This window comes from Ruegeria sp. BB5 (genome assembly GCF_056539405.1).
In genome coordinates, this window is record NZ_JBQFUX010000001.1 from 1470020 (window position 1) to 1483619 (window position 13600).

Here is a 13600-nt window from a genome sequence, read left to right on the forward strand (position 1 = left end):
GGGAGGAGTGGGTGCGCCTCGCGCCCAAATTTTACTTGGTGGCTGCAGCTTTTTTGGCAGCAGCAGTCACGTCGTTGGTGGCTTTCTGAACAGCAACAGTTGCTTCTTCAGCAGCGTCTTTACCAGCAGCCATCAGCAGCTCGACGGTTTCAGTCTGCAGTTTTTTCGCAATTTCAGCGAAAGCAGCCATGTTTTCAGCAGCAACTTCAGCCGACGCGCTTGCGAAGTCGGTTGCGGCTTTTGCGTATTCAGCAGGCTCGGCCTTTGCTTTCGACATCTCGGTCAGCTTGGACAGTGTGTCTTTGGTCCATTTGTTCGAGATTTCAGCCGACTTCTCTGCTGCTTCCAGAGCAACACCCGACAGCTTTTCGTTCAGCGAAGCGGTCGATTTGAAGGCACCTTCCAGAGCGGTGGTGTCAACGGGGAATGCACCCATCATGTCTTTCAGGGTCGCGGTAAAGTCTTGAGTCTTTGCCATTGTCCAAATCCTTTTTGCCGAACCGGGCCCACCCCGGCTTTCATCAGCTTGAGGACAATATGATTGCTGCAATGCAGCATTGCAAGTTTTTTCTTGCTGCATTGCAGAAATTCTTAAGTTTCAAAATGAAATCAGTTGTTTGGATCGGCCACCACATAGGTCCCGGGTGCTGGTGCAAGCCGTGGGTGATCCGAATCGCCGGTATCGCGGGCAGGAACCTGCTTGCCGGATCGTTTCTTCAACCAGGCCTCCCACAGGGGCCACCACGAACCTTCGTGGAAGTCGGCCTCTTTCATCCAGGTGTCCGCGTCCACCTTCAGATCGGGGTTGGTGTAGTGGCCGTATTTCTTCTTGCTGGGCGGGTTGATGATGCCTGCGATGTGACCGGATTCCGAGACGACAAAAGTCTTGGAACGTGACCCCATCTTTTGCACACCACGATAGCAGTCTTTCCAAGCAGCAATGTGATCCGTCTGACAGGTGATCGCCATCAACGGCACGTCCACGTCACTGACATGCAGCTTGTGCCCGAGAAGTTCGAAACCGCCTTCGGCGAACTCATTGCGCTGGCATAGCCCGCGCAGGTATTGCACCGTCATCTTGGCAGGCAGGTTGGCCCCGTCCCCATTCCAGTACAGCAGATCAAAGGCTGGCGGCATCTCGCCCAGCATATAGCTGCGGATGGCTGGACCGTAGACCAGATCGCGCGAGCGCAGAAAGGACATGGTGCGCCCCATGATCCATGAGCGCAGAATGCCTTCTTTGTTTACCTCTGCCTCAACCCCGTCAATGAAGTCGTTCTGCAGAAATGGCGTAAACTCGCCCTGTTCGGAAAAATCCGTCAGCGCAGTAAACATGGTGGCCGATTTGATCGACTTGTCGCCGCGCTGCTTCTGCAACGCCAGCGTCAAACTTAGAGTAGTACCAGCAATGCAATAGCCAATCGCGTTCACCTGCTTGACCTTGCAGATTTTCTTAGTTTCTTCGATCGCGGTCAGAAAGCCATCTTCGATATAATCTTCCATCCCAACATCCGCATAGCTTTCATCAGGATTGATCCAACTGACCACAAACAGTGTATAGCCTTTTTCAGTGATCCATTTGATCAGGCTGTTCTGGGCCTTAAGGTCAAGGATATAGAACTTGTTGATCCAGGGCGGGAACAGCACGATCGGTGTTTCATACACCGTTTCAGTCGCGGGTTTGTACTGGATCAGTTCCATCATACGATTGCGATAGACCACATCGCCCGGAGTGGTCGCCAGATTGCCGCCGACCTCAAACGCGCTTTCATCGGCCAGTTTGACAACCAGCTCGCCGTCATTGGCCTCAAGATCCGAGACAAGGTTTTCCAGCCCTTTGATCAATGACTGCCCTTCGGTTTCAACCGCCTTTTGCAGTGCGTCTGGATTGGTTGCCAGGAAATTCGTGGGGGACATCATGTCGACAATTTGCTGCGAGAAGTATTTGAGGCGGCGTTTGTCCTTGGCATCCAGATCCTCAACCGAGGCCACGGCCTGCGCGATGGCTTCTGCGTTGGTCTGGTATTGCTGCCGGATCAGACGGAAATAGGGGTTGGTCTCCCATAAGGGGTTGGAAAAACGCTTGTCCAGAGGTTTGGGCTGGTCATCGTCGGCCTCACCCGTGGTCATTGCTTTTTGGGCTTCGGCGAAGTTCAGAACCGACTTGCCCCAGTATTCTATCTGTTGTTCCAGCAATTTTGCCGGATTTTGCCAAGCTTCGGCCCAATAAGCTGTTGCTGCTCGTGCGAAAAGCTCTTGATTCGGGCCATCCAAAGCGGGGGTATGAGGCTTTTTGGCCGACATGACTTCGATCAGCCGCTTCGAAAGCGCCTCGACCTTTTCCATATTTTCTTTAAGGCGTTCAACGTTTTCTTCGGTCAGTTCTGGCATCTGATCTTCACTTGTTGTCATTTTAACAATTCCCCCCTAACCTCGCTGCTACGCAGAATAACGTCGTGGGTGTCGGGGGGCAAAGCGGCGAATGGTCCAATCTTATTGGCTGACATCTAGGAGGCCCCTTTTTCCATGCGCTACATGATGACATACGACCTGATGGAAACGATGCGCAACACCAACCAATGGATGGGCGCAACTGCCAGCGCAATCGCATCCTACCCCGCGTTTTCCATGATTCCCAACCCCGCAATTAGTATGATGGCTGCCTGGGGTGATGTCACCGAACGTACTTTCCAACGGATGATCGTCAAACCGGACTGGGGCATCCGCACTTTTACATGCGAGGATGGCAAAGACCATCTGGTCGATATTACGACCGTTGTCGAACGTCCCTTTGGTGATCTGGTGCATTTCCGGGTCAATGGGCGCGAGGAACAGCCCCTCAAGGTGTTGCTGGTGGCGCCGATGTCCGGGCACTATGCGACGTTGTTGCGCTCGACGGTGAAAAGCCTGCTGGTGAATTGCGAAGTCTATATCACTGATTGGCATAACGCGCGCGACATTCCTGTTTCCGAAGGCAAGTTCGATGTAGAGGACTATACACTCTATCTTGTCGATTTCATGAAAGAACTTGGTCCCGACACTCATGTGGTGGCGATTTGTCAACCTGCACCGCTGACTCTGGCCGCCACGGCCTATCTGGCCGAGGTTGAGCCCCAAGCGCAACCCAGCACGCTGACCTTGATAGGTGGACCGGTAGACCCCGATGCCACCCCAACCGATGTGACCGATTTTGGCCGCCGCGTCACCATGGGGCAGCTGGAAGAGACCATGATCCAGCGTGTCGGCTTCAAGTACAAAGGCGTTGGCCGCATGGTCTACCCCGGCCTGTTGCAGCTAGCGTCTTTTATGTCGATGAACGCAGAGCGTCATTCCAAAGCGTTCTCAGAGCAGATTCAGCGCGTTATGCAAGACGAAGCTTCGGACCATGATGCGCATAACCGTTTCTACGATGAATATCTGGCCGTTATGGACATGACCGCCGAATTCTATCTGTCGACGGTTGAGCGTGTGTTCAAGAACCGCGAAATTGCGCGGAACGAATTCGTCGTCGCGGGCCACAAGGTGGACATCGGCAAAATCACCAATGTTGCGGTCAAGACGGTTGAAGGCGCAAATGACGATATCTCGGCCCCCGGCCAGTGTATCGCAGCGTTGGACCTTTGCACCGGTTTGCCCGCATCGAAAAAGGCCAGTCATGTTGAACAAGCAGCCGGGCACTATGGCATTTTCGCCGGACGCAGCTGGCGTGACAATATCCGGCCACTGGTGATCGACTTCATGACCGCCAACGCCCGCAAACCACAACGCCGGGCCGCCAATAAGAACAAGATCGCCTGACAAAAATGCGCAGGAGAGCGGCCCACCCAATGTCCTTCTCCTGCGAATGCGGTACTTTGCACGGGCATATCACCGCTGAAGGAGTGCATTCGGGCACCCATGTCGGTTGCTTTTGCCGCGACTGCCGCGCAGCACAGCTGTACTTCGGTCAACCCGATCCAGCCCCCGGCCCTGTCAACATCCTACAGATGAGCCCAGAGGAGATCTGCTTCGAAGGGGGCTCGGAAAAACTTGCGCTGATGCAGCTAAGCCCCAAAGGGATGTTGCGGTGGTATTCCAGTTGCTGCAATGCGCCGCTGGCGACTACCGCGCGGACCGCGAAGTTTCCTTTTGCCGGGTTCGATGTCAAACGCATTGCTGACCCTAGCGGGCTTGGTCCGATCACAACCCGTGGCTTTGTTCCGCAGCCGAACGGTAAGCAATCGCATGAAAAACTGCGCTATGCAGCGGTTGGGATGCTGACGCGCCTCAGCAAATCGTGGCTGTCCGGAAGATGGAGAAACACGCCGTTTTTTGACCTAGGCGACGGCAAACCTGTGGTCGCACCGACGATACTCAGCAAGACTGAGCGCGCGAAATTCTACACGTAAGCTGCGCGAGCGGGTGCGCTTAGCCATTGTGTCAGCGCGTCATTCACGAAATCTGGCGCTTCGAGCGTCGGCAGGTGCCCGGCCTCGTCAATAACTTTCAAATCGGCACCCGGTATCAGTTCGGACATAAAGGTATGTTTGCGTAGCGGTGTAAGGGTGTCATGCGCGCCGGACAGAACCAGTGTTGGCACCTTGATGCGCCTCAGCTCACTTTGCTGATCGGGACGCCGTTGCAGAGCGCGAATCTGACATTCGAACACCTCGGGCCCCAGATCCAGCGCCATTGCGACCAAATCGTTCAGAATGGGTATGCGCCGCGGTCCCGGTGCCAACGTGTTCGAGCTGATTATCCGACGCATCACCTCTTCCAGCCGACCCATTTTCGTGGCGACCAACAACTCTTCGCGCGCCGCCGCGGTCTGAGGTGTATCGGCCTGCGCATCCGTCGCCATCAGGCAAAGACGCGACACCCGATCCGGCGCGCGCCGAACCAGCTCCAGCGCAACCACGCCCCCCATACCCGACCCAGCCAGCGCAAATCGTCGCGGCAGTTGGTCCAGAAGGGACGACGCAATCTCTTCGATACGTTCGCCCAGTGAAATCGGTGCAACCGTAACCGCGCGCTGCCGCGACAAGCTGTTGATCTGGGGTTCAAACAACCGTGCGTCGCACATCATTTCAGGCAGTAAAACCAGCGGCTCAATCACGCGGGGCCTCGCAGCACTTCAACTTTATAAGCAATGCTCATTGCACTCAGGATGAGGGGTTTTGCAGGTTCGGGCAAGTTAAACTTCAGGGATATTTGATGTCCCGGAAAGGCGGGAAATCTGCATATCGGTTGCGACGGGTTTTCAGGTCTTCGCCCGGCTCAGCCCCGGGGCGCAGCAAACACCCGCGCGGTGCAATATAGCTGTCGATCCGGCGATGGGGGTGTGGCCTCCACACCAGATTAAAGGCGCAGAGCTTGGGAAAGAACCAGATTTCGGAATAGTCCAGATGATCGTGCATCCACCACGCCAAATCACGCCAATCACGTCCCGCGTCGTATTGATCGGCGAACCAAGGGATGACGATTGACGCCCCGGCGATCCGGGCATCCCCTTCGCCCCGATCCCAGATATGGCATTCCAACGGGTTGTCGTTGCGGGCGCAGTTCAATCGGTTCTCATTCCCGAATTGATTCAACGAGGGTGACCGATAACCGGACCGGACCGCGATACGTCCAAAGGTTTCCTCAAGCGGGTCCAGCAGGGTCTGGCAAAAGGCGCGCCCCGTTTCGATGGCAAGGTCAGGATTGTCTGGGAGGTTTTGCTTTTCATGGAAATTTCCAATCTCAGAATACAGGAATTCCCGCATGAAGAAATGCCGGGACAGACGTACACGCCCAAGCGTTTCAAGGCTCCACATGCTGCCCGGCTTGCGCATTACCCATACCCGTTCCAGCAAAAGGCACCGTCCGGTGCAAGCGCAGAGAAGGGATTGAAGGCCACTTCCCAGATCGTCCCATCGGGGGCGCGGAAATACCCGTGATGCCCGCCCCAGAAAACATCAGATGCCGGTTTCAATATCTCGGCTCCGGCTCCCCCGGCCTTGTCCAACACCTGCGCAACCTCGCCCTTTGACCGGCAATTGTAGCTGAGCGTCATCGCACCATGGCCCAGAGTGTCAACGTCAACTCCGATCTCTTCAGCCAATGCAGACAACGGGTACAAACCTAAAGTCTGGCCGATAAGGTCAAAGGCAATTACCCCGTCGGGGCTGCTGACCCGTTTCCAACCCATGTCCTCATAGAACCCGGCGGCAAGCTCGGGGTCATCCACCCCAACTGTGATCAAGCTTACTCGCTGGTCCACTATTCGATCCCCTGCTCACTCAGCCAGTCCAGAATACCTGCAACAGTCGCGTCCGTCTGCCCCGGGGACATCAGCCGACCCGCGATCACATGCGACGCTGGATCATCCCCTGGCCCCATTGTCACCAGATTGACCGTCTTCGGTCCACCCCATCTTTCGGCCACTTTATGCGTCAGTTCGGGCCGCACGACTTGATCGTCATCCGAAAACCAAAACAGCGCCGGAATCTGCGCGCTCGAGAAGTCCAACGCATAGACAGCCTCGACCAACAGGGTCATCGGCACCACAGCCTCCCACGGGTAAACCGAGGTCCAATAGGTGTTTACCTCCGGGTCCGGGCCAGAGACATCCCGTTCCTCCCCCATCACCAAGGGCAGCCACTTCCGCGCCCAGGGCAAGCCGGGAATCCACGCGCCCGGTGTGTTCACCCCGAAATTCGGAGACACAAAGACCAAAGCCGCCACGTCTTGGCTCAGTTCTTCATCCAACGCTGCTGCTGCGGCCAGCGTTCCGCCGGTCGAGGTTGAGATGACAACAACCTTGTCGCCAACGGCCCGCGCCGCGGCCAACCCCTCGGCCATATCCTGTATCCAGCCCGTAGCCGTCCCTCCGGCCATTGCCGGGCCATCGCGACCATGTCCCTTCAGGCGCGTATAGACCAGATTGGCCCCCAGCGCGTCGGCCACCTTATCCGGCACCGGACGGATTTCCTCGGACGAGGCCGAAAAGCCATGCACATAGAGAACCGAAACAGGCGTGCGTTGTTCTTTGAACCCGTCCTGCCAGACCACGCGCTTTTCCACTCCGGGCACGATGTCGTCATAGGCGGATTCTGTGCTTTCAAAGTAGACCTGAACCCCTTCGCCGAATTTGCGCGGATCAAAGCGGGGATGCAGGTCGACCTGTTCACGCGGCCCGAACCAATAGATCAGGCCACCGACAACAATCAGTGCCAGCAGCAGACGCCCAAGAAACCACCCAAAGCGCTGCATCAGCTGGCCTCCATCACCTCAAGCACCGCATTTTCGATCAACCCCAGACAGGGACCGTCCGAGAACCGGTGATCTGCGTCTTTGACCAGCAATAAACGCATATCTGGCCCACTGGCGTGTTCCAGCAACCGCACAGCCGTTTCGGTGGACACCGCCGTATCCGCCGTGCCCTGCAGAAAGCGTACCGGGAAAGGCAGGTCTAGCGCGTCGCGCAGCACCAACCGTTGCCGCCCGTCTTCGATCATCCGCTTGGTGATGATGTAGGGTTCCATATAATCCGAGGGCAGTTCCACATGCCCAACACTATCCAGCGCAGCCTTTTGTTCGGCGCTGAACGACGCCCAATAGCCGTCCTCAGTGAAATCAGGCGCGGCGGCAATGGTCACCATACCAGCGATCCGTTCGGGTATAGTTCTGGCAAGCAACAGCGCCTGCCACCCGCCCATGGATGATCCGACAACGATTAACGGCCCTTCGGTCAAGGCTGCCACAGCCTCAATCGTATCTTCGTGCCAATCGCCGATACAGCCATCGGTGAATTTCTCGGAACTTTCACCATGACCGGAATAGTCGAACCGCAAAAACGCCTGCCCGCGCGCCTGTGCCCAGTCTTCCAGGTGCACCGCTTTGGTGCCTTCCATGTCCGATTTGAGCCCGCCCAGAAAAACGACGGTCGGGCCATGGCCCTCACTTTTGTGATAGGCCAACCGCCGGTCTTTTGCGGTGATCAGAAATTCCGTAGCTGCCATGAAACCCTCTTTCCATTTGCATCACATCATGCACGGCAGACCAGTGGTCGCAATTCCCGATTTTTGCAGTTTCGCAGCGTCAGTCCTGCTTCCTTCGACACTTGACAGGTTTTGCTGCACCTGCCACATGAGCCGGACACCATAACCCGCAACCGGGCGTTCAGTGGGCGCCAAACCGACGAGGAGAGCCGATATGGCCCTGGATGCAAAATCCGTCTCACTCACCTTTCCCGATGGCAATGCACGTTCTTATGACGCAGGCGTAACACCCGCGCAGGTGGCTGCCGATATCTCGACTTCGCTGGCGAAAAAGGCCATCTCGGCCACGGTGAATGGCCAGCACTGGGACCTGCAATGGCCCATCGAATCCGATTCCGATATCGCCATTCACACCATGAAGGATGAGGTTCAGGCTAATGAACTGATCCGCCACGACCTGGCGCACATCATGGCTCGCGCAGTGCAGGAAATCTGGCCCGATACTAAGGTCACCATCGGCCCCGTCATCGAAAATGGCTGGTATTATGACTTTGATCGGGCGGAACCTTTCACGCCCGAAGACCTTGGCCTGATCGAAAAAAAGATGAAGGAAATCATCAACAAGCGCGACCCCGTGACCACCGAAGTCTGGGACCGTCAGCGTGCGATCGATTTCTACACCGCCAATGACGAGCCCTATAAGGTCGAACTGATCGACGCCATTCCGGGCGACGAGCCGCTGCGCATGTATTGGCATGGCGACTGGCAGGACCTGTGCCGCGGCCCGCATCTGCAGCATACCGGTCAGGTTCCAGGCGATGCGTTCAAGCTGATGTCCATCGCCGGAGCCTATTGGCGCGGTGACAGCGACCGCGCGATGCTGCAGCGTATCTATGGCGTGGCCTTTACCGGCAAGGAAAAGCTGAAAGCTCACCTACACATGCTGGAAGAGGCCGCCAAGCGCGACCACCGCAAGCTGGGCCGCGAGATGAACTTGTTCCACATGCAGGAAGAGGCCCCCGGCCAAATCTTCTGGCATCCGAACGGCTGGAAAATCTACACCACCCTGCAGGACTATATGCGCCGGATGCAGGAGCGCGATGGATATGTCGAGGTGAACACGCCTCAGGTTGTCGACCGCAAACTGTGGGAGGCCTCGGGCCACTGGGACAAGTATCAGGAAAACATGTTCATCGTCGAAGTCGACGAGGAACATGCCCGCGAAAAGGCAATCAACGCGCTGAAACCGATGAACTGCCCCTGTCACGTGCAGGTGTTCAATCAGGGCCTGAAATCCTATCGTGATCTGCCCTTGCGGATGGCTGAATTCGGGTCTTGTGCCCGTTATGAGCCTTCGGGCGCGCTGCACGGAATCATGCGCGTGCGTGGATTCACACAGGATGATGGTCACATCTTCTGTGCCGAGGATCAGATCGAATCCGAGACCGCCAAGTTCATTGCCTTTCTGTCTAAGGTCTATGCCGATCTGGGCTTCCATGACTGGACGATCAAACTGTCTACTCGTCCGGAAAAACGGATCGGGTCGGATGAAAGCTGGGATCTGGTCGAAAAGGCGCTGGGCGATGCCTGCAAGGCCGCCGGATATGAGTATGAGCTGCTAGAAGGCGAAGGCGCGTTTTATGGACCCAAGCTGGAGTTCACTCTGACCGACGCGATTGGCAGGACATGGCAATGCGGGACCCTGCAGGTGGACCCCAACCTGCCCGAGCGGCTGGATGCCAGCTTTATCGGTGCCGACGGCGCCAAGCACCGCCCGTTCATGCTGCACAGGGCTACGCTGGGTTCGTTCGAACGCTTCATCGGCATTCTTATCGAAGAACACGCAGGCAAGCTGCCGTTCTGGCTGGCCCCGCGTCAGGTCGTCGTCGCCTCGATCACGTCAGAAGCCGATGATTATGTGGCCGAAGTGGTTGAGACGCTCAAGGCCGCCGGTGTCCGCGCCGAGGCAGACATCCGCAACGAAAAGATCAACTACAAGGTTCGCGAACATTCGGTCGGCAAGGTTCCGGTCATTCTGGCCGTCGGTCATCGCGAAGTTGACGAACGCACCGTCAGCGTTCGCCGGCTGGGCGAAAAACAAACGCAGGTTCAATCGCTTGAAGCTGTAACAAATGAGCTTTCACAGGCCGCGACACCGCCGGATCTGTTGTAACATTCGGCATGGAATTGCCATGAATTCGGCCCCGCTTTTGGGGCCGAATTGAAATATTTCCTCTTTTCTTATTCAAAAACAGTATATTAACTTACAAGGGGGCATTGTGCGCCCTGACGGGCTTGTGAGACACGGGCTCGTGAATTCAACTCTGGGCCGCAAGCCACTACCTTTGTCATTGTCACAAGCAGACATACGCAGTCATCAAAAGGGATTACCGAGATGTCGAACACCGCAAAATCACTGGTTATCGCAACCGCAGTCGCAGCCGCCGTTTCGGGCGCAGCCACAACTGCCACCGCACAAGCCAAAGAGAAATGCTATGGCATTTCGCTGGCCGGTCAGAACGACTGCGCCGCGGGCCCCGGCACAACCTGCGCGGGCACCTCGACCGTAGACTATCAGGGCAACGCCTGGACTCTGGTCGATGCAGGTACCTGCGCCGATATCGAACTGCCGGCCGAGGCTGACGGCACACCGCGCAAAGGCTCGCTGGAAGCTCAGGACCGCGATCTGCCGGCATAAGTCCGGCCTAAGCTAGTCAGGGGGCGGGCGACTTCGCCCGCCCCTTACTTCTAGAACAAGGAGCTGCCAAATGTTGGATGACACACTCCGTTCGAACCGCCTGCCTCTGGCACCCGGCGTCGGGTACAAGCCGCAGCATTTCGCACAGATCCTTGAACACGCACAGCCAGTTGCCTGGCTGGAAATTCACGCCGAGAACTACATGGGTGACGGTGGTCGTCCGCTGGCGCAATTGCGCCATCTCTCGGAAAAGTTTCCGATCTCGGTCCATGGGGTTGGCCTGTCCATCGGCAGCGAAGGCCCGCTGGATGCCGACCATCTGGCACGATTGAAACACCTGGTTGGCTGGCTGAAACCGGCCAGTTTCTCGGAACATCTGGCATGGTCGACCCATGACAGCCATTTCCTGAACGACCTACTACCCCTGCCCTATACTAATGCCTCGCTTGCACGCATTTGCGAGCATATCGATCAGGTACAGGAAACCGTCGGTCGCCAAATGTTGTTGGAGAATCCGTCCAGCTATCTGGCCTTCGAAGAAAGCACCTGGTCCGAGCCCGATTTTCTGCGCGAAGTTGCACGTCGCACTGGGTGCGGCCTGCTGCTGGATGTGAACAACGTCTTTGTCTCAGCCACCAATCTGGAATTCTCTCCGCAGGGCTATATCGATGCCTACCCTCTTGAGAAGGTGGGGGAAATCCATCTAGGCGGGCATGATGAGGATGAGGACGACCATGGTCGCCCCCTGCTGATTGACAGCCATGGGCGCGAAGTCGTTGATCCGGTTTGGGCGCTGCTGGACTACGTTCTAGAGCGATCTGGTCCCAAACCCGTGTTGGTCGAATGGGACACGGACGTTCCAGAATGGCCCGTGCTGCGGGCCGAAGCAGACCGTGCGCAGGCGGCCTTGGACCGCGTCCCGGCATGAGCGTTTCGCAAGAGAGTTTTCACGCCGCGCTGATGAACCCGTCAGCCGCCATCCCCAAAGGACTGCTGGACGCGGTCGCACAACCTGCCGGGCGGCGGTTCAGTGTGTATCGCAACAACGTGGCGGTGTCGCTGACCGAAGCGATGCATCAGGCATTTCCGGTCATCACCAAATTGCTGGGGGCTCAGAACATGGATGGGCTGTCGGGTATTTTCCTGCGCAAACATCCCCCCTCATCGCCGTTGATGATGTTTTACGGTGAAGAATTCCCCGAATTTCTTGCCGGAATGGAGCAGCTCTCGCATATTGGATACCTGCCTGACGTGGCGCAATTGGAGCTTGCCTTGCGCCGTTCCTACCACGCCGCTGACAGCGAACCAGCCCCGGCGGACGCACTGGCTGTTCCGCCCGAAGACATCATGCGGGCACAGCTGGGATTTGCCCCGTCGATGCGGGTTCTGCACTCGGACTGGCCGATTTATTCGATCTGGCGTTTCAACACCGAAGTCGACGCCCCCAAACCCGATCCCACCGCCCAAGACGTTCTGATCACCCGGGCCGAGTATGACCCGGTTCCACATCTGCTGCCCGAAGGCGGCGCGCACTGGATTGCGGGCCTTCAGGCCGGGCAAACCATTGGTGGCGCGTTTGAAGATACTGTAAACCATTTCCCCGAATTTGACCTTGGGGCCACTCTGGCGCTGCTTTTACAAGGCGGCGCAATAACCTCTGTGACTATCGAAAGGCTGGCAACATGACTGCCCTGATCTCATTGCACAACAACACCCTGGGACGGTTAGAGATGACCTCTGGCTGGTTGACACCGACCTTGGCCAGGCTGGTCTTTGCGGCAACATTGCTGGTGTATTATTGGAATTCGGCGACCACCAAACTGGGTAGCGGATTCTTTGGGTTCCTGTTCCCGTCCGACGGTGCCTATGTGCAGATTTTCCCCAAAGCCATGGAAGCCGTCAGCTATGACAGCTCGCAATTGGGGATCATGCATTGGGCCATTGCTGTTGCGGGGACCTGGGCTGAGTTTCTTCTACCTACGCTGATCGTGATCGGCCTTCTGTCGCGGTTCGCAGCATTGGGTATGCTGGCATTTGTCTGGGTTCAGACGATCGTAGATGTCACGGGCCACGGCACGGAATTGGGCAGCTACTTCACCAACGCCGTAAGCCTGCTGGATGATCGGACACTCTGGTCCTTCCTGCTGGCAGTGATCGTGATCAACGGCGCAGGGCCGCTGTCCGTTGATCGCATCCTGCACATCAAGTGATCTAGAAATGCGCCTTGGGCTCGTCCGGTTTACCCGCGGCCAGTCCAAGGAGGCCCGCAACACCCGCAAATGCCACCGGGAACATAGTGAACACGTTAAAACCAAAGGCGTAATACATCCCGGCCGCTGAGATCAGCAACAAGACCCCTCCGATCAGGGCCCGTGCATGGGCCATTGCACCGCCAGCAATCGCCAATAGCGGCGCAATGATCGACGCGAACTGTATGAGTTGCGCGTTGTCCACCTGCTCGGCCAGCCCGTCGATCTCACCAAACCGATCAATCAGTTCGACATAGCCATAGCCGAAAAAGCCCACGATCATCCCGATCAAACCGGCGATGACACCCAAAATCATAGCAGCGTTACGCATTCAAAATCCTCTAACTTGCGTCAATTCAGATAGTCATCAGGTCACGCAACGCCAAGCCCTGCCTTCGTTTCCGCCGTCCATCCCAGATACAGGGTTCCGTCTTGCTCGATCAGGGGGCGCTTCATCAGGGTCGGGTGATCTGTCAGCAGTTCCAGCGGAGGCCGCGCGCGTTGTGCATCGTCTAATCCACGCCAGGTTGTCGAACGGGTATTGAGCAAAGCCTCGCCGAAGCGATCCAGCGCCTGCGTCAGCATCGCTTTGGGTACGCCATCGGTCCGAACGTCGACAAACTCAGTATCTGGAAGTGATTTCAAAGCCTTGCGGCACGTGTCACAGTTTTTCAGACCATAAAGGCGCATTT

Annotated in this window: 16 protein-coding genes; 7 read left to right on the forward strand and 9 right to left on the reverse strand. The window is 56.9% G+C overall.

Going from position 1 to position 13600, the window contains the following annotated elements; genetic code table 11:
• Positions 1-31: 31 nt before the first annotated feature.
• Together ACR0DL_RS07325 and ACR0DL_RS07330 are read right to left on the reverse strand one after the other, a co-directional pair.
• Complete coding sequence (locus ACR0DL_RS07325) at positions 32-478, reverse strand: phasin family protein (protein ID WP_170349152.1); 447 nt, start codon at positions 476-478, stop codon at positions 32-34.
• A gap of 131 nt (positions 479-609) precedes the next feature.
• The gene (locus ACR0DL_RS07330; RefSeq protein WP_480688305.1) at positions 610-2412 is read right to left on the reverse strand and encodes a PHA/PHB synthase family protein; all 1803 of its coding nucleotides are present in this window, start codon (positions 2410-2412) and stop codon (positions 610-612) included.
• Positions 2413-2526: 114 nt separating this feature from the next.
• Here ACR0DL_RS07330 and phaZ point away from each other — a divergent pair, with 114 nt between their 5' ends.
• Positions 2527-3798 carry a polyhydroxyalkanoate depolymerase gene (gene phaZ / locus ACR0DL_RS07335; protein WP_480688307.1) on the forward strand — a complete coding sequence of 424 codons (1272 nt, stop codon included), beginning with the start codon at positions 2527-2529 and terminating at the stop codon, positions 3796-3798.
• Positions 3799-3827: 29 nt separating this feature from the next.
• Entirely contained in the window at positions 3828-4388 is a 561-nt protein-coding gene (locus tag ACR0DL_RS07340; protein ID WP_480688309.1) for a DUF6151 family protein, read from the forward strand.
• Here the strand turns inward: ACR0DL_RS07340 and ACR0DL_RS07345 are convergent.
• The 5 genes from ACR0DL_RS07345 to ACR0DL_RS07365 form a co-directional block, all read right to left on the reverse strand.
• Positions 4379-5095 carry an alpha/beta fold hydrolase gene (locus ACR0DL_RS07345; RefSeq protein WP_480688311.1) on the reverse strand — a complete coding sequence of 239 codons (717 nt, stop codon included), beginning with the start codon at positions 5093-5095 and terminating at the stop codon, positions 4379-4381. The two genes, ACR0DL_RS07340 and ACR0DL_RS07345, sit on opposite strands and share 10 nt — an antisense overlap.
• Before the next feature lie 85 nt (positions 5096-5180).
• Positions 5181-5795 carry a hypothetical protein gene (locus ACR0DL_RS07350; RefSeq protein ID WP_480688484.1) on the reverse strand — a complete coding sequence of 205 codons (615 nt, stop codon included), beginning with the start codon at positions 5793-5795 and terminating at the stop codon, positions 5181-5183.
• A gap of 17 nt (positions 5796-5812) precedes the next feature.
• The gene (locus ACR0DL_RS07355) at positions 5813-6241 is read right to left on the reverse strand and encodes a VOC family protein (protein WP_480688313.1); all 429 of its coding nucleotides are present in this window, start codon (positions 6239-6241) and stop codon (positions 5813-5815) included.
• On the reverse strand, positions 6241-7233 hold the full coding sequence (locus tag ACR0DL_RS07360) for an alpha/beta hydrolase (RefSeq protein WP_480688315.1): 993 nt from the start codon (positions 7231-7233) through the stop codon (positions 6241-6243). The genes ACR0DL_RS07355 and ACR0DL_RS07360 overlap by 1 nt, the downstream gene beginning before the upstream one ends.
• A complete protein-coding gene (locus ACR0DL_RS07365; RefSeq protein ID WP_170349159.1) occupies positions 7233-7982 on the reverse strand; it encodes an alpha/beta hydrolase in 750 nt (249 codons plus the stop codon). Before ACR0DL_RS07365 ends, ACR0DL_RS07360 begins: the two co-directional genes overlap by 1 nt.
• A gap of 193 nt (positions 7983-8175) precedes the next feature.
• On the opposite strand from ACR0DL_RS07365, the gene thrS reads away from it, so the two are divergent.
• From thrS to ACR0DL_RS07390, 5 genes are all read left to right on the forward strand, one after another.
• Positions 8176-10134: a threonine--tRNA ligase gene (thrS, locus tag ACR0DL_RS07370; protein WP_170349160.1), complete on the forward strand. Its 1959-nt coding sequence runs from the start codon at positions 8176-8178 to the stop codon at positions 10132-10134.
• A 222-nt stretch (positions 10135-10356) separates the two neighbouring features.
• A complete protein-coding gene (locus tag ACR0DL_RS07375; protein ID WP_170349161.1) occupies positions 10357-10659 on the forward strand; it encodes a BufA1 family periplasmic bufferin-type metallophore in 303 nt (100 codons plus the stop codon).
• Positions 10660-10729: 70 nt separating this feature from the next.
• A complete protein-coding gene (bufB, locus tag ACR0DL_RS07380) occupies positions 10730-11587 on the forward strand; it encodes an MNIO family bufferin maturase (RefSeq protein ID WP_170349162.1) in 858 nt (285 codons plus the stop codon).
• Entirely contained in the window at positions 11584-12345 is a 762-nt protein-coding gene (locus ACR0DL_RS07385) for an HvfC/BufC N-terminal domain-containing protein (protein ID WP_170349163.1), read from the forward strand. Before bufB ends, ACR0DL_RS07385 begins: the two co-directional genes overlap by 4 nt.
• Positions 12342-12869: a DoxX family protein gene (locus ACR0DL_RS07390; protein ID WP_170349164.1), complete on the forward strand. Its 528-nt coding sequence runs from the start codon at positions 12342-12344 to the stop codon at positions 12867-12869. Before ACR0DL_RS07385 ends, ACR0DL_RS07390 begins: the two co-directional genes overlap by 4 nt.
• Before the next feature lies 1 nt (position 12870).
• Here the strand turns inward: ACR0DL_RS07390 and ACR0DL_RS07395 are convergent, their stop codons facing one another.
• Both ACR0DL_RS07395 and ACR0DL_RS07400 read right to left on the reverse strand, forming a co-directional pair.
• Positions 12871-13239, reverse strand: coding sequence for a hypothetical protein (locus ACR0DL_RS07395; RefSeq protein ID WP_170349165.1), 369 nt, complete (start codon positions 13237-13239; stop codon positions 12871-12873).
• Between the two features lie 41 nt (positions 13240-13280).
• Positions 13281-13598, reverse strand: a complete 318-nt coding sequence (locus tag ACR0DL_RS07400) for an ArsC/Spx/MgsR family protein (protein WP_170410399.1) — start codon at positions 13596-13598, stop codon at positions 13281-13283.
• Positions 13599-13600: the final 2 nt, after the last annotated feature.